The organism is Escherichia sp. MOD1-EC6300, assembly GCF_002965045.1.
Classification (GTDB): domain Bacteria; phylum Pseudomonadota; class Gammaproteobacteria; order Enterobacterales; family Enterobacteriaceae; genus Escherichia; species Escherichia coli_F.
Genome location: NZ_PTRH01000019.1, coordinates 47,338 through 70,541 on the forward strand (window position 1 = coordinate 47,338; position 23,204 = coordinate 70,541).

The 23,204-nt window shown below is 43.5% G+C and carries 18 protein-coding genes and 5 pseudogenes; 15 read left to right on the plus strand and 8 right to left on the minus strand.

Annotated elements, in window-relative coordinates; all coding sequences use genetic code 11:
• The first annotated feature begins 161 nt into the window (after positions 1-161).
• Positions 162-547: pseudogene (locus BGE37_RS21440) on the plus strand (hypothetical protein).
• A gap of 115 nt (positions 548-662) precedes the next feature.
• On the opposite strand, the gene BGE37_RS21445 reads toward BGE37_RS21440, so the two are convergent.
• The 3 genes and pseudogenes from BGE37_RS21445 to BGE37_RS25705 form a co-directional block, all read right to left on the minus strand.
• Entirely contained in the window at positions 663-857 is a 195-nt protein-coding gene (locus BGE37_RS21445) for an MbcA/ParS/Xre antitoxin family protein (RefSeq protein WP_000956368.1), read from the minus strand.
• 938 nt (positions 858-1,795) lie between these two features.
• Positions 1,796-3,391 carry a hypothetical protein gene (locus BGE37_RS21460; RefSeq protein ID WP_105288423.1) on the minus strand — a complete coding sequence of 532 codons (1,596 nt, stop codon included), beginning with the start codon at positions 3,389-3,391 and terminating at the stop codon, positions 1,796-1,798.
• Positions 3,392-3,637: 246 nt separating this feature from the next.
• Positions 3,638-3,781: pseudogene (locus BGE37_RS25705) on the minus strand (helix-turn-helix domain-containing protein); the annotation flags it as partial.
• A gap of 192 nt (positions 3,782-3,973) precedes the next feature.
• Between BGE37_RS25705 and BGE37_RS21470 the strand changes: the two are divergent.
• Positions 3,974-4,363 carry a hypothetical protein gene (locus tag BGE37_RS21470; protein WP_105277015.1) on the plus strand — a complete coding sequence of 130 codons (390 nt, stop codon included), beginning with the start codon at positions 3,974-3,976 and terminating at the stop codon, positions 4,361-4,363.
• A 169-nt stretch (positions 4,364-4,532) separates the two neighbouring features.
• Positions 4,533-6,488, plus strand: coding sequence for an ankyrin repeat domain-containing protein (locus BGE37_RS21475; RefSeq protein ID WP_105288424.1), 1,956 nt, complete (start codon positions 4,533-4,535; stop codon positions 6,486-6,488).
• Positions 6,489-6,543: 55 nt separating this feature from the next.
• On the opposite strand, the pseudogene BGE37_RS21480 reads toward BGE37_RS21475, so the two are convergent.
• The 4 genes and pseudogenes from BGE37_RS21480 to BGE37_RS25240 form a co-directional block, all read right to left on the minus strand.
• Positions 6,544-6,681, minus strand: a pseudogene (locus tag BGE37_RS21480) (helix-turn-helix domain-containing protein); the annotation flags it as partial.
• Positions 6,682-6,766: 85 nt separating this feature from the next.
• A pseudogene (locus BGE37_RS21485) lies at positions 6,767-6,913 on the minus strand (IS481 family transposase); the annotation flags it as partial.
• Positions 6,891-7,046, minus strand: a complete 156-nt coding sequence (locus BGE37_RS25350) for a hypothetical protein (protein ID WP_157944755.1) — start codon at positions 7,044-7,046, stop codon at positions 6,891-6,893. The pseudogene BGE37_RS21485 and the gene BGE37_RS25350, both read right to left, overlap by 23 nt.
• A pseudogene (locus BGE37_RS25240) lies at positions 7,003-7,173 on the minus strand (alpha/beta hydrolase); the annotation flags it as partial. The gene BGE37_RS25350 and the pseudogene BGE37_RS25240, both read right to left, overlap by 44 nt.
• A 456-nt stretch (positions 7,174-7,629) precedes the next feature.
• Between BGE37_RS25240 and fimA the strand changes: the two are divergent.
• The 11 genes from fimA (at position 7,630) to BGE37_RS21540 (ending at position 21,194) form a co-directional block, all read left to right on the plus strand.
• Positions 7,630-8,193, plus strand: a complete 564-nt coding sequence (gene fimA / locus BGE37_RS21490; RefSeq protein WP_024218640.1) for a type 1 fimbrial major subunit FimA — start codon at positions 7,630-7,632, stop codon at positions 8,191-8,193.
• Positions 8,194-8,554: 361 nt separating this feature from the next.
• Complete coding sequence (locus BGE37_RS21495) at positions 8,555-9,265, plus strand: fimbria/pilus periplasmic chaperone (RefSeq protein WP_105277016.1); 711 nt, start codon at positions 8,555-8,557, stop codon at positions 9,263-9,265.
• A 43-nt stretch (positions 9,266-9,308) separates the two neighbouring features.
• Positions 9,309-11,960, plus strand: coding sequence for a fimbria/pilus outer membrane usher protein (locus BGE37_RS21500; RefSeq protein ID WP_105288425.1), 2,652 nt, complete (start codon positions 9,309-9,311; stop codon positions 11,958-11,960).
• Between the two features lie 13 nt (positions 11,961-11,973).
• Complete coding sequence (locus BGE37_RS21505) at positions 11,974-12,504, plus strand: fimbrial protein (protein WP_000682251.1); 531 nt, start codon at positions 11,974-11,976, stop codon at positions 12,502-12,504.
• Positions 12,505-12,516: 12 nt separating this feature from the next.
• Complete coding sequence (locus BGE37_RS21510; RefSeq protein ID WP_105288426.1) at positions 12,517-13,020, plus strand: fimbrial protein; 504 nt, start codon at positions 12,517-12,519, stop codon at positions 13,018-13,020.
• 58 nt (positions 13,021-13,078) lie between these two features.
• A complete protein-coding gene (locus tag BGE37_RS21515) occupies positions 13,079-13,993 on the plus strand; it encodes a fimbrial protein (RefSeq protein ID WP_105288427.1) in 915 nt (304 codons plus the stop codon).
• Between the two features lie 348 nt (positions 13,994-14,341).
• On the plus strand, positions 14,342-16,621 hold the full coding sequence (ydeP, locus tag BGE37_RS21520; RefSeq protein WP_000726741.1) for an acid resistance putative oxidoreductase YdeP: 2,280 nt from the start codon (positions 14,342-14,344) through the stop codon (positions 16,619-16,621).
• A 247-nt stretch (positions 16,622-16,868) separates the two neighbouring features.
• Positions 16,869-17,066 carry a two-component system connector SafA gene (gene safA, locus BGE37_RS21525; protein ID WP_085458752.1) on the plus strand — a complete coding sequence of 66 codons (198 nt, stop codon included), beginning with the start codon at positions 16,869-16,871 and terminating at the stop codon, positions 17,064-17,066.
• Between the two features lie 74 nt (positions 17,067-17,140).
• Positions 17,141-17,902: an acid stress response transcriptional regulator YdeO gene (gene ydeO / locus BGE37_RS21530; RefSeq protein ID WP_032303032.1), complete on the plus strand. Its 762-nt coding sequence runs from the start codon at positions 17,141-17,143 to the stop codon at positions 17,900-17,902.
• 400 nt (positions 17,903-18,302) lie between these two features.
• Positions 18,303-19,985, plus strand: coding sequence for a sulfatase-like hydrolase/transferase (locus BGE37_RS21535; protein ID WP_105277021.1), 1,683 nt, complete (start codon positions 18,303-18,305; stop codon positions 19,983-19,985).
• A 51-nt stretch (positions 19,986-20,036) separates the two neighbouring features.
• Entirely contained in the window at positions 20,037-21,194 is a 1,158-nt protein-coding gene (locus BGE37_RS21540) for an anaerobic sulfatase maturase (RefSeq protein WP_105288428.1), read from the plus strand.
• Here BGE37_RS21540 and BGE37_RS25245 read toward each other — a convergent pair.
• Positions 21,160-21,282, minus strand: a complete 123-nt coding sequence (locus BGE37_RS25245) for a hypothetical protein (RefSeq protein ID WP_123008810.1) — start codon at positions 21,280-21,282, stop codon at positions 21,160-21,162. The genes BGE37_RS21540 and BGE37_RS25245 overlap by 35 nt on opposite strands.
• A gap of 202 nt (positions 21,283-21,484) precedes the next feature.
• Here BGE37_RS25245 and BGE37_RS21545 point away from each other — a divergent pair, with 202 nt between their 5' ends.
• Complete coding sequence (locus tag BGE37_RS21545; RefSeq protein WP_105277023.1) at positions 21,485-23,170, plus strand: ABC transporter ATP-binding protein/permease; 1,686 nt, start codon at positions 21,485-21,487, stop codon at positions 23,168-23,170.
• Positions 23,171-23,204: the final 34 nt, after the last annotated feature.

Sequence of the window (23,204 nt, forward strand, 5' to 3'; positions counted from 1 at the left end):
TTCCAATGAGCCACAAATAGACATTAGCATTGAGCCTCTACAATGTTGGTGCGCATAATGTATATTATGTTAAATAGCCTACGATGGTAAACAACTTCATATCTCTCCATTGCCTCTCACGAAAGGAACTGGACACACTGATCAAGCACGAATTACAACTGATGCTGGCTGAAGGCTTTGACAAGTCCCCTATTTCCGCCAAGGCCCTGCATATTCGGCTCAAGGCAAAAGGTATCGTTAACGGTGGTTTAAGTACGCTGAGCAGCCTTGAGCGAAAACGCCTAATTGCTGCCTATGTTGATCAGCAACTTGGCCCGTTGAATCTACGCCCAAAAGAAAAACAGCAATACGTCAACCGCAAAACCCGTCAGGCCTTGCTGGCCAGAAACCAGCAGTTGCAGGCGGAAGTCAGTGAACTGCAAGACCAACTGGCGCAGAATACCCTATCGTTGATAGAAATTGTCAAAGCGGTAAAAATCAATACGGTTATTCCGGTGGAAAGTCTGTTGCCAAACATGTAATTCGGGAGTTACACAAGTCGTCATAATGCTGGTTATAATTTTCGGCAAAGGGCATGGACGATTTATTTCCGTCATTCTGTATATTGCTTACCTTCCCAAATTTCTCCAACCGTTAGTTGGAGAAATTAGATGAGTCGTAAATCATGAATAAACCCCTTGCTCTATTCGAAAAATGAGCATGGCAACTTTCAACACCCCCTCTTCTGAGTCCATTATCTCAGAGGGCGTTTTCCACTGTAATGCTCTGTTTGGTTCATTGCACCAGTTTAATGCTGCACTTTCGTTACCTTCAAAAAGATCAATAGCCTTTTGAAGAACATCATTTTTTGTCAGCATGTTTTACACCTGAAGACGTTTTGAGTGCTTCGATAAGACTACTTCGCTCTTCCTCTGTCATCCGGGATATGAGCAATGCAAGTTCTGCTGTTGTCTGATCATCACAAAAAGGCACGTTTAACTCTGCCGCCATCCGTCGAATCGTATCAATATCGGGGACATGGCGCCCTTTCTCATAATGATTCATACGACTGCTAGCCGATGCGGGATCAAAGCCAACATGAAGAATTGATAATTGCCGTGCCGAGCAGAGAAAATGAATTCCGGAAACTTTCTCTTGAGCAAGATAAAACACATATTAAGATAAATGAAAAAATAAAAACACTGATTAGGATTGGTAATAAAAATATTACAATAAGGCAATGAATTTTAAAAAGGATTTGAAGTTTAATACAGTCATGAAAAAGAGAGGGCAAAGCCGACCCCGCCCTCTCCCTTCATGCACTGATAAGCCTCACTAATAGGAGTGTTAGCAGCGCGTACCACTGTATGCTAGACCTGAAAAATATAATCTCAGCCAGTCCCAGATGCAACCTTTAACACTTCAACGCAACAAATTAAACAACGAATAGCCACAAACGTGTAGACAGTGCACTGATACGGATAAAAGTAACGCTCCTGAATTGCTCAATCAATGATATATACCCTGTTTTACTGACATATCTGACAGCGGGTGGATTTCCTTCAATTATTGATATAACACCATACGCACTACATCTGTCTCCACCAGAATATGAGGTGAAATTGTTGCGCACCGGTTAATCCGGGTGTACTGGTCAAACTGTTTTTACGGTGCGCCTGTTTTATAGCCTTCAGTTGCGCAATGCGTCGACTTCGCATGGTTTTCCTCATGACTGCCGCTTTATCATTGCGCAATTCGCCGATGTAGTCGGTGCCCCCCGGAAAATCAAACGGTTCTGGTTGTTCTCTGTACTGCTTCAGGGCGTATAGTCCGATACCTCAGCAGACGGGTTTTCCCCGGAGCGAGGCCTCTGGGGTTCATAATTAATCGTACAGCCAAAGTACCAAGCGTTCGGCCGGCTGGGCGGCCGGCTGGGCTTGCTGGTCAGTTTGTTCCAACACACATTAAGCATCTCCAGTCCGCTGGGCAGGCGGTCCGGCAGGCTGGTCAGCTGGTTATTACTCACATCAAGCACCTTCAGCCTGACGGGCAGCACCGGCAGATGGATCAGCTGGTTATTACTCACATTAAGCGTCCTCATATAGCCGGGCAGCTCCGGCAGGCTGCTCATGAGGTTAAAACGCACATCAAGCGTCACCAGCCCGGCGGGCAGCGCCGGCAGGCCGGACAGCTGATTATTACTCACATCAAGCATCACCAACCCGGCGGGCAGGACCGGCAGGCTGCACAGCCGGTTTCTACTCACATCAAGCTTCTCCAGACTGGCGGGCAGCACCGGCAGGCTGCACAGCTGGTTTTTACACACATAAAGATGCTTCAGCCCTGCGGGCAGGACCGGCAGGCTGTCCAGCCAGTTTCTTCTCACATCAAGCTCCTCCAGCCCGGTGGGCAGCTCCAGCCCGGTGGACCTGAAGAGATTGTTTCCACCCACATTAAGGTGCTTCAGCCCGGCGGGCAGGACAGGCAGGCTGCACAGCCGGTTTCTACTCACATCAAGCTTCTTCAGCCCGGCGGGCAGGACCGGCAGGCTGTCCAGCAAGTTTCTTCTCACATAAAGCTCCTCCAGCCCGGTGGGCAGGACCGGCAGGCTGCACAGCTGGTTTCCACTCACATCAAGCTTCTCCAGCCCGGCGGGCAGCTCCGGCAGGCTGGTCAGCATCAGATTTGCCAGTTCTAGTTCCAGTGCTGAAGCTCTATTGCATGCTCTATTGTATATATATGCCTTCACCCTACTAAGAGCTTCTGCCCTGTATTCCCCGGGAGCATTCACCTTGGCCCAGGCACGCCATGCCGTTATCTGGGCCACCCAGTCCGGGACTTTATCGATATACTTCCGGAGCAGTTTACAGTGTGGTTTATCGCCAGTCAGAGTTACAGACAACGCTACTTTTGGCATACCTGGTATGTACATTGTCATGATGGGCTCATCGACGACGGACAGGTTCAGTAAGAGCCCTATCGGCGGGTCTTCCTTTTTGGCCGGGATGGTGTAAATATTGGGATTGTCTGTGGACTCGAAGCTCAGGAACATATTTGTCAGCTGATCACTTTTGGTCAAACATTGATCGTGAAGGAGGGAACGACAAACCATGTGGATGAAAGTTTCTTCGGATGCGTTGTGTAATATGGTTGTATAATCTGATGAGGATAAATCATCCCAGTTTTCTATCTTGCTGGTCTTGCTGGTCTTGCTGGTCTTGCTGGTCTTGCTGGTCTTGCTGGTCTTGCTGGCTGCGATATCGTTTAATGAATTGTTTAATAAATCGGTTAATACATAGCCGATATGAAGACGGTTTGCTGTCTGGCTGGATTCATCGGGTGCCCAATATTCATTTTCATTGGGTTTAACATATACACCGGATGCACCGGATAAAGAAGTAGGCTGGAGCATGATACCTCACAAAAATGTGTTGATGAAAAGCCGGATTCTGTCCATATTCCCGTGAACCGGCTATCAAAATTCGCGCATTTTGCCAGGTATTCATGTGGTTAAAATTTATCTGGTGCGTTTCCGGTGGTTTTGCAGTTCACCAGCTACAATCGCTAGCAACGGCACATTTATACTCAACATAAGTTAAATCATATTGACTGTTAACTTACTTCATGAACCAAGATGCATCGTCAATGGCGGCTTAAAATGGCGTCCTGTCTCATAATGATTCATACGACTGCTAGCCGATGCAGGGTCAAAGCCAACAAGGAGACCCAGAGAGCGCTGTGATAATCCCGCCCTGCATCTCGCTTCCTTAAGTCGCTCTGGTATCGGATTTTTTTCAGACACTGATTCATCTTCATTTGCCTCGAATGCTTAGAACGAAGAATGGAATGAATCGTATCATCATGTGACCCCGTAAATTTCTCGTTCAAGTCAGTTGCTTTTTTCTTTTGAATTCAGATGAACACCTGAGAATGTTTTACCTGCATCTGTGGATAATAGTTTACTTTTAGTCAGACGTTTAACGGAGCTACAACCATGCAACCTGTTCATAGTGTAAATGACCAGTATCGCGGTATTTCTACACCGCCGACTGTGAAGGATAAAATTTACAATGATATTATTTCGCTAAAAGAAGACTGGGTTTCCCTGGTGGATAGAATTTCCCGGGATGATTTTGATGTGAATAATACAAACTGCGACAATAGCGACGGGGAATTATTTGGCGAACCTCATTGTATGGCACCTGGTACGGATTGGAAAAAAGTAATAAAAAATTTACAGAGATTGAGTATCAGCGCCTGCCTTAAGCTGAATATACCAGCCAGTGACTGTTTCGACAAAACCGACCTGTCTGGTATCCCTGTGGAGAAACTCGAATTCGAATATCGTGAGGCAGGTGCCCCAGGTGGGGTAACTTCTGAATGACAAAGGCATAAAAGAAATCATTTAAAATGAGCGATATTTGATAGTTTTTCTCCGGTTTTAAAATAGTATCAATAGTATCAGGTGAATCTTTATCCCGACATTATCCGGGATAATATTCAGATTTCTGTTAATGTCAGTAATGGGTTCGATAAATTAAAAGGTGATTATTATGATGTCCGTTAATGGTGATGTCCACACTATAATACTCAGATCTTCTACTACAAATACTACAAAAGACCTGTACTATGATGGAAACATGATGCCACTGGCGGGTGTCAAAGCCATACTTGATACAAGTACCGGAGGATTTTCCAGTTGGGTCAAAAAGTTATTATATGCTATTGCTCATTTGTTAGGAAGCGAAAAAATTCCGAACAATGAGAATATGCGGGAAGGCATGGAATATCTTAAGTTGATTTTTAAAAGCGCCATTCAGGAAGAGAAGTACAGATATGTCATCCGGGATGAGAGTGGCGAGGTTTATGTAGAAATAAACTTTGACCCGGAAGCGAAACAGTTGTTCATCAGTTGTGCCGGGGGGAAAGAATCAATATGTTGTACAGAAAAAGAGTTTACAAACGTTAAACAAAACCTCATAGAAAAATATTGTCCGAGAAATTACCAAACGTCCTATGATCTGGTTGCGAACAAGCTTTACAGGTATGACATTTTAGAAGAGCTGATGGCTTGCGACAACAGGGGTGAGAGCATTTTGTTCAGGGCTATGCGGGACGGGGATACAGATTTGATTGAAAGCCTTCACCTGTCCGAACTTACCGGTAAAGGCGGACTCACCTCCAGTAAGATGCTAAAATTACTGGAGGCGTCAAGCGAAGGGGGTACCCCGGGTTTGTATATGGCCATGAAGAACGGACGCTATGACATGCTGGATACAATACTGGGCTTGCTCGCCAAACTGCCCGATAATTATAACATTAACAAAAATGATGTACTGAGGTTACTGAAAGCAAAAAACTCTGATCCGAGATCTAATTCGATTGAAGGGTTGGAAATTGCTATGACGGAAGGACATGATAAAATACTGATAACGATGTTGGAAATGCTTCCCGACGTGGTCAAGAGGTTTGGAATTACCAATGATGAGATGCGGGATTTAATCAATCCACGTAGGGGTGATGATCGTGCTTTGAGCAAAGCCATGCTTAATGGGAAAGAAAACATAGTGACCGCTATGCAACGGTTACTCCCCGACCATGCCGAGAAATTACAACTCAGCAAAGAGGATGTCTTTAATATACTGTCTTCATTCAACGATAAAACTTCCCAAAACCCCTCGGGTTTATTTAAGGTCATGTCACATGGGAAGGTAAATATGCTGAAGTTCATGCTGGATAATCTCTGCGCGCTACCGGAGGAGGTATTTACCAAAGAGGATATTCTGGGTTTCCTGGCTGTAAGAAATGCGAATGGCATGACGGGGATGGCGCATGCTATGTCTTATGGTCATGTGGAAATAGTGAAGGCCATGCTGGACCGTCTCTGCTCGATGAAGGGGGAGTTTAATATTACCAAAGACTATGTCCTCAATAATATACTGGCTTCAAAAAACGGCAACGGCTGGACAGGGATATCTTTAGCCATAGCGCACGGACATGTGGAAATACTGAAGACCATACTGGACGCGCTCCCCATGCTGAATGATAATTTTGACATTACCGGCGCGGATATACAAAAGTTTCTGTTTGCAAAAATCGACGAAGACATCTCGGGTTGGACCAAAGGTATGGACAGAGGGAATAAGGACAAACTGATAAGCATGTACAAAATGCTGTTCGATAACATACTGATGGATAATAAGTCAGATATTCCTGTTGATTTGCTGAGGGAATTAAATATTGTCAGCCATATTGTATTGACAGAAACTGGAAAACCAAAAACAGACGAAATAGCAAGGCAGTCTGAAACCAGACTCACCTACGGACAACTCCGGCAATGGAGTGAACCGTGTGTACGGCGGGCGGCCAGGAGTTTAGAGGATTACTGTCGGAACCTAAACATTAATGTGGACACTGTCAAACCCTACCTGACCCCAGACGGGCTTACTCCCCTCGGCGTAGAGATGCGGGATAATGTAAAAGTGCCGGGGCTCACTGTTGTGGAGTAAGGTCCTGCACATCCCGTGGCCCCCTGCATGGCTATAGCATGGAAAGCGGAAGAAAAAGCGCAATGAGGTCGTAGGACGAACGGTTCGGGGAAGGCTGAAGAGTACGTATCTGGTCCTGAAGACCGGATAAACCTTCATCGGTCCAACGTTTAAGCCACTTGTAGCTCGTGGCAGGAGAAATGCCGTAGTGACGGACCCTGTAAATAATTCTGTGTAACTGCCCACGATTAAAGGTGGCCGCTCAGGCGGTCACCGTATTCGATAATAAATTGTGTGATTCATAGACATCGTTTCAATTTTCTCAGCTCAAGTTCAAGCTGGTTATTCTGTTCCTGTATATGCTCCTCATTGGGCTGATAGTTTGCGTGAACGGCATCAGAGTATGGCGTTTTCTTAGCAAGTTCAAAGTAGCCCGCCATCGGAGTTATCAGCCACCCACAGCTGGTCAGGATGTTCTGCCACGAACTGACGATTCACACAGTCGCCTGCGGCAACGACTTTCCTGCTGACTGTAAACAGAACGACGGTCGGCGGTGAAATAACGGTCTTTGCCCTCACCTACGCCATGGCCCAGCGCCCGGCTCATGTCTTACATCACGTTAGTAGCCATCGCTTTCACGCGGGTATCCATTGCGGCGTCGTTCAAAACCATACCTCCCCAGCCGCAAATACCGGATAACATGATACTTCAACAATAAGATTGGTGCGTGGATGATAGATTGCCAAATAATAATCCATCAAGAAATAATGACAACAAAAAACATCAAGCATTCCTAATGTTATTTGGCCATATAAAACATTAATAACTCTTGACCTTTCCTGACATTTTCCATATTCGCAATCATATTCTGTTTAGACGTTGTTTATAAACATCATGCATAATGAAATCGTCATGTTATTTGGCGATATAAAAAAGTCTTTGAAAATACTCTCTACAACAAGTGCAGTTATAAGCTTGTTGTGACTGAGCGTCCTTGTGATTTAAAGATATTATCGTTCTTCATCAGATGTAATAACTCAGGAAATTATATTTTCAGGGTGACAGGCTAATCAAGAATGATTCTTTTTTATAAGCAATAACCGAATGACTGAATTGTTATATTTCTTTATTCAGCTGCTTAAATATAAACTTTGGAGAATTATGAAACTCAAACATGTCGGAATGATTGTCGTATCTGTGTTGGCGATGTCTTCGGCTGCGGTTAACGCAGCCGAAGGTGATGAGTCAGTTGCGACCACCGTAAATGGCGGTGTTATTCATTTTAAAGGTGAAGTGGTAAATGCCGCTTGTGCGATTGACTCAGAATCAATGAACCAAACGGTTGAGCTGGGTCAGGTCCGTTCTTCTCGCCTGGCTAAAGCGGGTGACCTCAGTAGCGCTGTAGGCTTCAATATCAAGCTGAATGATTGTGATACCAATGTTTCCAGTAATGCGGCTGTTGCATTCCTTGGGACTACTGTCACCAGTAATGACGATACGTTGGCGCTTCAGAGTTCAGCGGCAGGCTCTGCCCAGAATGTCGGTATCCAAATTTTGGACCGTACGGGGGAGGTATTAATACTGGATGGGGCAACTTTTAGCGCTAAAACTGACTTGATTGATGGCACGAATATACTGCCATTCCAGGCTCGTTATATTGCCCTCGGGCAGTCAGTGGCCGGTACTGCAAATGCAGATGCGACCTTCAAAGTCCAATACCTATAATTCAGTATTCAGGTGGCTATACGTCATCTGAAATTAAAACAGGGTGTGTGTGGCATGGCTACTCACACCCGAAAAAATTCATCAATGTTTATCTCATTATTACTAAGGAATGACTTATATTTTGGAACGATATGAAAAAATCATAGAGTATCTAAACGATTAATAAACAAGGCAGTTAAAATTACTGTGATTTTAAAAATCACTCTGAAGACAATTTTTTATTTCAATAGAGAACCAAGTTTTATTACCAGCGCATTAAGTCTGGAAACCCGGCCATCCGCCATAGCATTAGCAATATTTACCATTTTCTGATGTGACGGTTTCCCCCGCTTAGCCTATCAACACATGGAGAACACATCAGATGCAGACGACTCGTACGCCCTACTCTGTTTCTTTTATGGCGACAGTATTACTTTCATTGATCTTTCTTTGCCATAGTACCATTGCCAATGCAGCGGTAGCTCTAGGTGCAACTCGTGTAATATTTCCAGCAAATCAGAAACAGGTTTTATTGCCTGTCACGAATAATGATCCTGCCAGTGTCTATCTTATTCAGTCATGGATAGAAAATGCGGGTGACCAAAAAGATACCCAGTTTGTCATTACCCCACCGCTTTTTTCTATGCAAGGCAAAAAAGAGAATACGCTGCGGATTATCAACGCCACTAATCATCAGTTACCGGGCGACCGGGAAAGCCTGTTTTGGGTAAATGTCAAAGCTATTCCTGCTATGGAAAAAGATCAGAAAAATGCAAATACATTACAGCTCGCAATTATTAGCCGCATAAAAATGTTCTATCGCCCAATGAATTTGGCAATAGCACCTGACCAAGCTCCGGAAATGCTTCGTTTCCGCCGCAGTGGTAGCAAACTGACACTTATTAATCCGACCCCCTACTTCATTACCGTAACGAATATGAAAGCAGGAAATAGCGATCTCCCAAACACCATGGTGCCTCCAAAAGGTGAAATTTCGGTGGATTTTCCTCATGGTACATCCGGGGATATCAGCTTTCAGACGATCAATGATTACGGTGCATTAACACCGCGTATTAAGGCAACCATGCATTAAGAACTGACCTAATTAATAAGCATAAACTCAATCGGAACTAATAATGACAGCCTTTCGTGCCGCATTTAAGGCATATCGTATGCATCATGTGTTACTATTGCCTCGCTTTGCACGGCTTACCTTTGCCCTTGGCTTAGCTACAGCGGTTTTTCCCGTAGAAGCAGAGTATTATTTTAATCCACGGTTTTTAAGCAATGATCTTGCTGAGTCTGTTGATTTATCTGCCTTTGCTAAGGGACGCGAGGCACCACCTGGTACATATCGGGTCGATATTTATTTGAACGACGAATTTATGACCACTCGGGATGTTACTTTTGTTGCAGATGAGAATAACTCAGATCTCACCCCATGTCTGAGTACAGACCTTCTTGTCAGTCTTGGCATAAAAAAATCAGCGTTATTAGCCAATAAGGACCATTTGGCAGGAAAAAATGTGCCGGATAACAACGCATGTACACCACTTCAGGATCGTTTGGCTGATGCATCTACTGAGTTTGATGTTGGTCAGCAACATCTGTCGCTTTCCGTTCCGCAGATTTATGTCGGCAGAATGGCCCGTGGTTATGTCTCTCCTGACCTGTGGGAAGAAGGAATAAACGCAGGCCTACTGAACTATAGTTTTAATGGTAATTCTATCAACAATCGTAGTAACCATAACGCCAGCAAAACCAACTATGCATATCTGAATTTGCAGAGTGGCATCAACATTGGCAGCTGGCGACTACGTGATAACTCAACGTGGAGTTATAACAGTGGGAGTAACAACCCATCTGACAGAAATAAATGGCAACATATCAATACGTCTGCTGAACGTGACATTATTCCCTTACGCTCACGGTTAACGGTGGGTGATAGTTATACCGATGGCGATATTTTTGAAAGTGTGAACTTTCGTGGCCTTAAAATAAACTCAACGGAAGCGATGTTGCCCGATAGCCAACATGGTTTTGCTCCGGTGATTCATGGTATAGCCCGTGGCACAGCCCAAGTCAGTGTTAAACAGAACGGATACGATGTTTATCAGACTACGGTCCCTCCCGGCCCTTTTACTATTGATGATATTAACTCTGCGGCTAATGGCGGTGATCTGCAAGTTACGATAAAAGAGGCAGACGGCAGTATTCAGACTTTATATGTCCCTTATTCATCTGTCCCGGTTCTCCAACGTGTTGGTTATACGCGTTATGCACTTGCCTTGGGAGAATATCGTAGTGGAAATAACCTGCAAAGCTCCCCAAAATTCATTCAGGGCAACGTAATGCATGGTCTGGAGGGAAACTGGACACCTTATGGCGGGATGCAAATTGCAGAAGATTATCAAGCTTTCAACGTGGGTATTGGTAAAGATCTTGGCCTTTTAGGTGCCTTTTCTGTCGATATCACGCAAGCCAATACGACACTTGCGGATGATACTCGTCACAGCGGACAATCGGTAAAATCTGTTTACAGTAAATCTTTCTATCAGACGGGAACGAATATCCAGGTCGCAGGATATCGATATTCTACGCAAGGATTTTATAACTTATCTGACAGTGCATACAGTCGAATGAGTGGTTACACCGTCAAGCCTCCGACCGTAGACACCAATGAACAGATACAATTTATTGATTATTTTAATCTGTACTATAGTAAGCGTGGTCAGGAACAAATAAGTATTTCCCAGCAGCTTGGAAATTACGGTACGACCTTTTTCAGTGCCAGTCGCCAAAGTTACTGGAACACGTCACGCAGCGATCAGCAAATATCATTCGGGTTAAATGTACCGTTTGGCGATATTACGACTTCGCTGAATTACAGCTATTCCAGTAATATATGGCAAAACGATCGGGATCATTTACTCGCTTTTACACTTAATGTTCCCTTCAGTCATTGGATGCGTACAGACAGTCAGTCGGCATTTCGTAATTCAAACGCTAGTTATAGCATGTCAAACGATTTGAAAGGCGGTATGACCAATCTATCTGGGGTTTATGGCACACTGCTGCCGGATAATAACCTGAATTATAGTGTTCAGGTCGGTAATACCCGCGGAGGTAATGCATCATCTGGCACCAGTGGTTACAGTTCTCTTAATTATCGAGGGGCTTACGGTAATACTAATGTCGGTTACAGTCGGAGTGGTGACAGCAACCAGTTTTACTACGGAATGAGTGGTGGAATTATTGCTCATGCTGATGGTGTCACCTTTGGACAGCCGATGGGTGACACTATGGTTCTGGTTAAGGCTCCTGGCGCGGAGAATGTTAAAATAGAGAACCAGACAGGAATACATACAGACTGGCGTGGCTATGCAATATTACCATTTGCGACAGAATATAGAGAAAATCGTGTCGCTCTTAACGCTAATTCCCTTGCCGATAATGTTGAACTGGATGAAACCGTGGTCACGGTCATCCCTACTCATGGTGCTATTGCCAGAGCAACATTTAATGCACAAATCGGCGGTAAAGTATTAATGACTCTGAAATACGGCAATAAACCCGTTCCATTCGGTGCAATTGTGACTCACGGTGACAATAACAATGGCAGCATTGTTGCTGAAAATGGTCAGGTCTATCTGACAGGACTTCCACAATCAGGAAAATTACAGGTTTCATGGGGCAACAATGCAAACGCTAAATGTATTGTTAATTACAAGCTTCCTGAAGTCTCTCCTGGGAACTTACTGAGTCAGCAAACAGCAGTCTGTCGCTAAGGAACACTAGATTATGAAACACAATAGCATTATTTTCCTCGGTTTATGTCTGGGGTTAACCACCTATTCTGCTTTATCTGCAGATAGCGTTATTAAAATTAGCGGGCGCGTCCTGGATTATGGCTGCACAGTTTCATCTGATTCGCTTAATTTTACCGTAGACCTACAAAAACACAGTGCCAGGCAATTCCCAACGACTGGAAGCACAAGTCCAACCGTTCCTTTCCAGATTACGTTAAGTGAATGTAGCAAAGGGACTACGGGGGTTCGGGTTGCATTTAGCGGGATAGAGGATTTAGAAAATAATACTCTGCTGAAACTGGATGAAGGAAGCAATTCTGCTTCCGGTTTGGGTATTGAAATTCTGGACGGAAATATGCGCCCAGTAAAAATAAATGACCTTCATACCGGAATGCAGTGGATCCCTCTGACTCCTGATCAGGATAATATTTTGCCTTACTCGGCCCGTTTGAAGTCAACACAAAAGTCCGTCAATCCAGGACTGGTTAGCGCTTCGGCAACATTTACCCTTGAATTTCAATAATCAGAGTCAGATATGAATAGAACTTTCCAAAGACTTCTGTTGGCTACGCTCTGTGCGCTATTTTCAGCAACTCTTCAGGCCGCTGATGTCACTATCACTGTTAATGGTCGGGTAGTTGCTAAACCCTGCACTATTCAAACCAAAGAGGCTAGCGTTAATCTCGGGGATCTTTATACACGCAATCTGCAACAACCAGGTTCTGCATCTGGCTGGCACAATATTACTTTATCATTAACCGATTGTCCGATTGAAACAAGTGCAGTGACGGCAATCGTAACAGGTTCAATTGACAATACGGGTTATTACAAAAATGAAGGTAGTGCCGAAAATATTCAGATAGAGCTGAGGGATGACCAGGATGCTGCGTTAAAAAATGGCGATAGCAAAACGGTTATTGTTGATGAGATCACTCGTAATGCACAGTTTCCACTTAAGGCAAGAGCTATCACGGTGAATGGAAACGCAAGCCAGGGAACGATCGAGGCGCTAATCAATGTGATCTATACCTGGCAATAACATCGATTCGATTTTATAAGCCTCTTTTTTAAATCAATTTTTAACCTAAGGATTTATCATGGGAAAAAAAATTAGTATAAATGTCCTGTTCAGTATTTATTTTCTTTTGATGGCAGGTAAAGTCTTCGCCTTCAGTTGTAATGTTGATGGTGGGTCAAGTATTGGCGCAGGTACAACTTCTGTGTATGTTAATCTCGATCCTGTCATTCAACCAGGTCAGAATCTGGTTGTAGATTTGTCTCAGCATATAAGTTGCTGGAATGATTACGGCGGCTGGTACGACACAGATCATATTAACTTAGTACAAGGCTCAGCTTTCGCAGGCTCCCTACAGTCATATAAAGGATCGCTGTACTGGAATAATGTGACCTACCCCTTTCCGTTGACGACAAATACCAACGTGCTGGATATTGGTGATAAGACACCGATGCCCTTACCGTTAAAACTCTATATTACCCCTGTCGGGGCGGCCGGTGGCGTTGTTATAAACGCGGGAGAAGTTATTGCTCGCATTCATATGTATAAAATTGCAACGTTAGGAAGTGGAAATCCGCGTAACTTTACATGGAATATTATTTCAAATAACAGTGTTGTTATGCCAACGGGCGGCTGTACCGTTGATAGTCGTAATGTCACAGTGAGTCTCCCGGACTTTCCTGGAAGCGCAGAAATACCCCTGGGCGTATATTGCTCAAGTGAGCAAAAGCTCTCATTTTATCTTTCGGGCGCTACCACTGACAGTGCCCGACAAGTGTTTGCTAATACAGCACCTGACGCAACAAAAGCATCAGGAGTCGGTGTCTCCCTGATGCGTAATGGAAAAATACTGGCTACGGGAGAAAATGTCTCCCTGGGAACTGTAAATAAAAGCAAAGAACCCTTGGGCTTAAGTGCAACTTATGGACAGACAGGAAGCAAGGTCGCAGCTGGAGCAGTACAGTCAGTCATTGGCGTTACATTTATCTATGAATAATTGTGATGTTGACCCTGTTATACTTTAGGTTGTGCTTTCCATTCACTAAAATTACGCGGATAATTCTTTCCTGAAAGAAATTATCCTACACCTGTAAGAAAATCCGCGCACAATTGAAGTCAGAGTCTTATTTTATATATTGAAAAGTATGTTAACTTAAAGACTATGAGAGATGATGCTTAACTTATCGCATTTATACTATTCTGTTATTTGACGATAATGAGTTAAAAATAGAATGAGAGTAGCCCCCTACTCTCATATATCCAAATGGCCGATAAACCCATTATATATACTGCGCATCATCGCTATTACAAATCCTAATAATTCATTTCCACACAGGATAAGCTGATGAAGAAAAAAATTGAATCCTACCAGGGAGCTGCCGGTGGTTGGGGGGCTGTCAAATCTGTAGCGAATGCAGTCCGTAAGCAGATGGATATACGCCAGGAAGTGATTGCCATGTTTGACATGAATAAGCCAGAAGGCTTTGACTGTCCAGGATGTGCATGGCCAGATCCTAAGCACAGCGCGTCATTCGACATTTGTGAAAACGGCGCAAAAGCAATCGCCTGGGAAGTCACCGATAAGCAGGTGAATGCCTCTTTTTTCGCTGAGAATACGGTTCAATCATTACTTACCTGGGGAGATCACGAACTCGAGGCTGCGGGGCGTCTCACTCAACCTTTGAAATATGATGCCGTCAGCGACTGTTACCAGCCATTAAGCTGGCAACAAGCTTTCGACGAAATTGGCGCACGTCTTCAAAGTTATAGTGATCCAAATCAGGTTGAATTCTATACTTCGGGCCGCACTTCCAATGAAGCTGCCTTTCTTTATCAGCTTTTTGCCCGTGAATACGGTACCAATAACTTTCCCGACTGCTCAAACATGTGCCATGAACCGACCAGCGTAGGTTTGGCAGCGAGTATCGGCGTGGGTAAAGGGACCGTGTTACTGGAAGACTTTGAGAAATGCGATTTAGTCATTTGCATTGGGCATAACCCTGGTACAAACCACCCTCGCATGCTGACTTCGTTGCGCGCTTTAGTGAAACGGGGAGCGAAAATGATTGCCATCAATCCTCTGCAGGAGCGTGGCCTGGAGCGATTTACCGCACCACAGAACCCGTTTGAAATGCTGACGAACTCCGAGACTCAATTGGCTAGTGCTTACTATAATGTGCGCATTGGTGGCGATATGGCGTTGCTAAAGGGGATGATGCGCCTGTTAATTGAGCGCGATGATGCTGCAAGTGCTGCGGGTCGGCCCTCATTGCTGGATGACGAATTCATTCAAACGCATACCGTCGGCTTTGACGAGCTACGCCGTGACGTTCTCAATTCCGAGTGGAAAGATATCGAACGTATTTCTGGACTAAGTCAGACACAAATCGCCGAACTTGCTGATGCATATGCCGCTGCCGAACGAACCATTATCTGTTACGGAATGGGGATCACTCAGCACGAACATGGTACCCAGAACGTACAGCAACTTGTCAATCTGCTGTTGATGAAGGGTAACATTGGCAAGCCTGGTGCGGGTATCTGCCCACTACGTGGTCACTCTAATGTACAGGGCGACCGAACCGTCGGTATCACCGAGAAACCGTCTGCAGAGTTTCTGGCTCGCCTGGGTGAGCGCTATGGCTTCACCCCACCTCATGCACCTGGACATGCTGCAATCGCCAGCATGCAAGCAATATGTACGGGGCAAGCTCGAGCATTGATCTGCATGGGGGGCAACTTTGCACTGGCAATGCCAGATCGGGAAGCGAGCGCTGTACCGTTAACGCAATTAGATCTGGCGGTACACGTTGCCACAAAGCTTAACCGCTCACATCTGCTGACTGCACGGCATAGCTATATTCTGCCGGTTCTGGGACGTAGCGAGATTGACATGCAAAAAAGCGGTGCGCAGGCGGTAACCGTTGAGGATTCAATGTCAATGATTCATGCCTCGCGTGGCGTGTTAAAACCCGCAGGTGTCATGCTGAAATCAGAGTGTGCTGTGGTCGCGGGAATCGCGCAGGCAGCGCTCCCCCAGAGCGTGGTGGCCTGGGAGCATCTGGTGGAAGATTATGATCGCATTCGCAATGACATTGAAGCTGTGCTGCCAGAGTTCGCCGACTATAACCAGCGCATCCGCCATCCTGGTGGTTTTCACCTGATAAACGCAGCTGCTGAAAGGCGCTGGCTGACGTCGTCAGGTAAGGCTAATTTTATTACCAGTAAAGGGTTGTTAGAAGATCCCTCTTCGGCGTTTAACAGTAAGCTGGTCATGGCGACAGTGCGCAGTCACGATCAGTACAATACGACGATTTATGGTATGGATGACCGCTATCGAGGGGTATTCGGTCAACGAGATGTGGTCTTCATGAGTGCTAAACAAGCTAAAGTTTGCGGTGTAAAAAACGGCGAAAGAGTTAATCTTATTGCGCTTACGCCAGACGGTAAGCGCAGCTCACGCCGCATGGATAGATTAAAAGTGGTCATTTACCCTATGGCTGACCGCTCACTGGTGACCTATTTTCCAGAATCGAATCACATGCTAACACTTGATAACCACGATCCATTAAGTGGCATTCCTGGCTATAAAAGTATTCCGGTTGAATTAGAACCATCAAATTAATTCGCCTCCTCATTTCTTCTGCTGTCATCCGCACAGCAGAAGAATTCCTCATTGACCATTGTCGCGCAATTTACTCACATGTGCTAAATTAAACTGCTCGCTATAAGATATATACCTCCGCCTACAGCTGTAAGAAACTCCGCTCAGTACTGAAGCACCAGTCCTATTTCCTCTTTTTTCCAGCCTGTTATATTAAGCATACTGATTAACGATTTTTAACGTTATCCGCTAAATAAACATATTTGAAATGCATGCGACCACAGTGAAAAACAAAATCACGCAAAGAGACAACTATAAAGAAATCATGTCTGTAATTGTGGTTGTCTTATTACTGACACTTACGTTGATAGCCATTTTTTCGGCAATTGATCAGCTGGATATTTCAGAAATGGGTCGCATTGCAAGAGATCTTACACATTTCATTATCAATAGTTTGCAAGACTGAAAATAAACAGCAAATTATAAATATGAAATGTTAAAAAAGTATCGATAAAAACTTTATTGTTTTAAGGAGATAAAATGTCGCTCGTTTGTTCTGTTATATTTATTCATCATGCCTTCAACGCTAACATTTTAGATAAAGATTACGCCTTCTCTGACGGCGAGATCTTGATGGTAGATAACGCTGTTCGTACGCATTTTGAACCTTATGAGCGGCATTTTAAAGAAATCGGATTTAATGAAAATACCATTAAAAAATATCTACAATGCACTAACATCCAGACAGTGACGGTGCCTGTTCCTGCGAAGTTTTTACGTGCTTCAAATGTACCGACTGGATTGCTTAATGAAATGATTGCTTATCTCAACTCGGAAGAACGCAATCATCATAATTTTTCAGAACTTTTGCTTTTTTCTTGCCTGTCTATTTTTGCCGCATGCAAAGGTTTCATTACACTATTAACTAACGGTGTGCTATCCGTATCAGGGAAAGTGAGAAACATTGTCAATATGAAGCTGGCACACCCATGGAAACTAAAAGATATTTGTGATTGCCTGTATATTAGTGAAAGCCTGCTGAAGAAAAAACTAAAGCAAGAGCAAACGACATTCTCACAAATTCTTTTAGATGCCAGAATGCAACACGCAAAAAATTTGATACGCGTAGAAGGTTCAGTCAATAAAATTGCCGAAAAATGTGGTTATGCCAGTACATCTTATTTTATTTATGCTTTCCGCAAACATTTCGGCAACAGTCCAAAGAGAGTTTCAAAGGAGTACCGTTGTCAAAGGCACACGAATATGAACACGGGCAACACGATGAATGCTTTGGCTAATTGATTATTCGCTCACGTATAGTCAACTACAAACGCTAAGTAAGAATTAAAGGGGCAGCTATTACCTGCCCCAATCTGTCGTTACGAATTGTATTTCATGATGAGAATTGGTGATATACATCACATATTTATGTATCTAAATAATCTGTTTCATATTTATTTATGATCCCAATGCAATAAATTGCCATCAAAACACATAAATACACTAAATATCAATTAGTTAGATATTTAGCATTGAGAAATTACTTGGCTCAACAGAAAGCAATGTCAACGCTTTTTAGACTGTTGTTTCTCTTTTTTTAGCCAAATCTGCTATCTCTTTATGTGACTCACTTCACTTACATCATCTTATTTCTCTTCGTAAAATTACTTTGGAATTAAGTACAATAAGAAGAGGAACATTTATGAAGTCTGCATTGAAGAAAAGTGTCGTAAGTACCTCGATATCTTTGATACTGGCATCTGGTATGGCTGCATTTACCGCTCATGCGGCAGATGATGTAAAGCTGAAAGCAACTAAAACAAACGTTGCTTTCTCAGACTTTACGCCGACTGAATACAGCACTAAAGGAAAGCCAAATATCATCGTACTGACCATGGATGATCTGGGTTATGGACAACTTCCTTTTGATAAGGGTTCTTTTGACCCAAAAACAATGGAAAATCGTGAAGTTGTCGATACCTACAAAATAGGGATAGATAAAGCCATTGAAGCTGCATCAAAATCGACGCCAACACTGCTTTCGTTAATGGATGAAGGTGTACGTTTTACTAACGGCTATGTGGCGCACGGGGTTTCCGGTCCCTCCCGCGCCGCAATAATGACCGGTCGAGCGCCCGCTCGTTTTGGTGTGTACTCCAATACTGATGCTCAGGATGGTATTCCGCTGACAGAAACTTTCTTGCCTGAATTATTCCAGAATCATGGTTATTACACTGCAGCAGTAGGTAAATGGCACTTGTCAAAAATCAGTAATGTGCCAGTACCAGAAGATAAACAAACGCGTGACTATCATGACAACTTCACCACATTTTCTGCGGAAGAATGGCAACCTCAAAACCGTGGTTTTGATTACTTTATGGGATTCCACGCTGCAGGAACGGCATATTATAACTCCCCTTCTCTGTTCAAAAATCGTGAGCGCGTCCCCGCAAAAGGTTATATCAGCGATCAGTTAACCGATGAGGCAATTGGCGTTGTTGATCGTGCTAAAACACTTGACCAGCCTTTTATGCTTTACCTGGCTTATAATGCTCCGCACCTGCCAAACGACAACCCTGCACCAGAGCAATATCAGAAGCAATTTAATACCGGTAGCCAAACAGCAGATAACTACTACGCTTCCGTTTATTCTGTTGATCAGGGCGTAAAACGCATTCTTGAACAACTAAAGAAAAACGGACAGTATGACAATACAATTATTCTATTTACCTCCGATAATGGTGCAGTTATCGATGGTCCTCTGCCGCTGAACGGAGCGCAAAAAGGCTATAAGAGCCAGACTTATCCTGGCGGTACCCATACACCAATGTTTATGTGGTGGAAAGGAAAACTTCAGCCCGGTAATTATGACAAGCTGATTTCCGCAATGGATTTCTACCCGACAGCTCTTGATGCAGCCGATATCAGCATTCCAAAAGAGCTAAAATTGGATGGTGTTTCATTGCTGCCCTGGTTGCAAGATAAGAAACAAGGTGAGCCACATAAAAATCTGACATGGATAACATCTTATTCTCACTGGTTTGATGAGGAAAATATTCCATTCTGGGATAATTACCACAAATTTGTCCGCCATCAGTCAGACGATTACCCGCATAACCCCAACACCGAGGACTTAAGCCAATTCTCTTATACGGTGAGAAATAACGATTATTCGCTTGTCTATACAGTAGAAAATAATCAGTTAGGTCTATACAAACTGACGGATCTACAGCAAAAAGATAACCTTGCTGCCGCCAATCCGCAGGTCGTTAAAGAGATGCAAGGCGTGGTAAGAGAGTTTATCGACAACAGCCAGCCACCGCTTAGCGAGGTAAATCAGGAGAAGTTTAACAATATCAAGAAAGCACTAAGCGAAGCGAAATAACTAAACCTTCATGCGGCGGATTTTTCCGCCGCCTTATTGAGCGAGATAGCGATGCACGTTACAGCCAAGCCCTCCAGTTTTCAATGTAATCTCAAATGTGATTACTGCTTTTATCTTGAAAAAGAGTCGCAGTTTACTCATGAAAAATGGATGGATGACAGCACTCTGAAAGAGTTCATCAAACAATATATCGCAGCGTCTGGCAATCAGGTCTATTTTACCTGGCAAGGTGGTGAACCCACTCTGGCTGGCCTGGATTTTTTCCGTAAAGTTATTCACTATCAACAACGCTATGCAGGCCAAAAACGTATTTTTAATGCATTACAAACGAATGGCATTTTATTGAATAATGAATGGTGTGCCTTTCTCAAAGAACATGAGTTTCTGGTTGGTATCTCGATCGATGGACCCCAGGAGCTACATGACCATTACAGACGCAGTAATTCAGGTAACGGTACCTTTGCAAAAGTGATAGCAGCCATCGAGCGTCTGAAATCATATCAAGTAGAGTTTAATACGTTAACCGTCATTAATAACGTTAATGTCCATTACCCTCTTGAGGTTTATCATTTTTTAAAATCTATCGGCAGTAAACATATGCAATTTATCGAATTGCTCGAAACCGGGACGCCGAATATTGATTTCAGTGGTCATAGTGAGAACACATTTCGTATCATTGATTTTTCTGTGCCTCCCACGGCTTATGGCAAGTTTATGTCAACCATTTTTATGCAATGGGTTAAAAACGATGTGGGTGAAATTTTCATCCGTCAGTTTGAAAGCTTTGTCAGCCGTTTTTTGGGGAATGGGCATACCAGTTGTATTTTCCAGGAGTCCTGCAAGGATAATCTGGTTGTTGAAAGTAATGGAGACATTTACGAATGCGACCATTTTGTCTATCCACAGTACAAAATTGGAAACATTAATAAATCTGAACTCAAAACGATGAATAGTGTTCAACTGACAGCGCAAAAAAAACAGATTTCAGCGAAATGTCAGCAATGTGTATATAAACCTATCTGCAATGGCGGTTGTCCTAAGCATCGTATTACTAAAGTAAACAATGAGACTGTTTCCTATTTTTGTGAAGGTTATAAAATCCTTTTTTCAACCATGGTGCCTTATATGAACGCCATGGTGGAGTTAGCTAAGAACAGAGTACCGCTTTACCACATTATGGATGTTGCAAGACAAATGGAGAATAATTAATAACGCTCCCTCTTAGCTCCAGTCTTAGCCTCCTTCTTATGACCTTAACAAGGCACCCGACATAAATTCCTGTCGGGTGTTTCGTCATCATCATCTTCCCTTGCGAAAATCCTGGCTTACTTGGTATGCGTCAGGGTATTAGCAATATCCTTGATTATCAATAGCATAACCATAACCACTGAAAATGAAATATTTCTTTATATTTCATATTGTTAAATGATACTTAAATAAATTTCATCAGTAAATCATTGCCATAGATAATCATTGGATGGCACAATCAATTTCCGCTAATGATAACCATTCCCATTACGTTTTGTATGTTGATAGCAAAGTATCTCTGTCTGCTGAAGCCCTTTTGGCTGCGTAAGAATAATAAAACTTCAGTGTTGTTAATCATTATTATCCTCGCCATGATCCTTGGCGTGGTTAAAATTCAGGTCTGGTTAAACGACTGGAATAATGATTTTTTCAATGCGCTAAGCCAGAAAGAAACTGATAAGCTTTGGCAGCTTATCCTTTGGTTCCCTGCCCTGCTGGGGATCTTTGTATTAATATCCGTAAACAAAACGTGGCTAATTAAACTACTGACTATTCGCTGGCGCGAATGGTTAACGGATTACTACCTTAATCGCTGGTTTGCAGATAAAAACTACTACTTCACGCAGATCTACAGCGAGCATAAAAATACAGATAACCCTGACCAACGTATCGCTGAAGACATTCTCTTACTGATCAGCAAAACGCTCAGCCTTTCATTTGGTTTCATCCAGTCACTGAGCATGCTGATCACCTTTACCGTTATTCTTTGGCAAAGCGCGGGTACGCTCTCATTCACTGTTAGTGGAACAGAATGGAATATCCAGGGGTATATGGTCTATACCGTCGTGCTCATTGTGATCGGTGGAACTTTATTTACCCATAAGGTTGGTAAACGTATTCGTCCGCTTAATGTGGAAAAACAACGTAGCGAAGCGACATTTCGAACTAATCTTGTGCAGCATAATAAGCAGGCAGAACTGATTGCGCTAAGCAATGCTGAATCTCTACAACGCCAGGAGTTGAGCGAAAATTTTCATATCATTAAAGAGAACTGGCATCGTTTAATGAATCGCCAGCGGTGGCTTGATTACTGGCAGAATATTTATTCGCGCTCGCTTAGCGTTCTTCCCTACTTTCTGTTATTGCCGCAGTTTATTAGCGGACAGATCAATCTGGGCGGACTGATGAAATCACGCCAGGCATTTATGCTGGTATCGAACAATTTAAGCTGGTTTATTTATAAATATGATGAACTTGCTGAACTGGCTGCGGTTATCGATCGCTTGTATGAGTTCCATCAACTCACCGAACAGCGCCCTACGAATAAGCCTAAAAATTGCCAACATGCGGTACAAGTGGCTGACGCGAGTATTCGTACTCCTGATAATAAGATCATATTAGAGAACCTGAACTTTCATGTTTCGCCAGGCAAATGGCTATTGCTGAAAGGTTACTCTGGTGCGGGAAAAACCACACTGCTTAAAACATTATCCCACTGCTGGCCGTGGTTTAAAGGTGATATTTCTTCTCCTGCTGACAGTTGGTATGTGTCACAAACACCGTTAATCAAAACCGGCTTACTGAAAGAGATTATTTGTAAATCACTTCCCCTGTCCGTAGACGATAAATCGTTGAGCGAAGTACTGCATCAGGTTGGTCTGGGGAAATTGGCTGCGCGTATTCATGATCACGATCGCTGGGGAGATATTCTTTCCAGCGGCGAAAAACAACGTATCGCGCTGGCACGATTAATTTTACGACGTCCGAAATGGATATTTCTTGACGAAACTACCTCTCATCTTGAGGAACAAGAGGCTATCCGTTTACTGCGTTTAGTACGTGAAAAACTACCCACAAGCGGCGTCATTATGGTCACACATCAACCTGGTGTCTGGAACCTGGTCGATGATATTTGTGACATTAGCGCGGTTATATAAAAACAATAAAAGCCCTGCTGTACGGAGATATAAA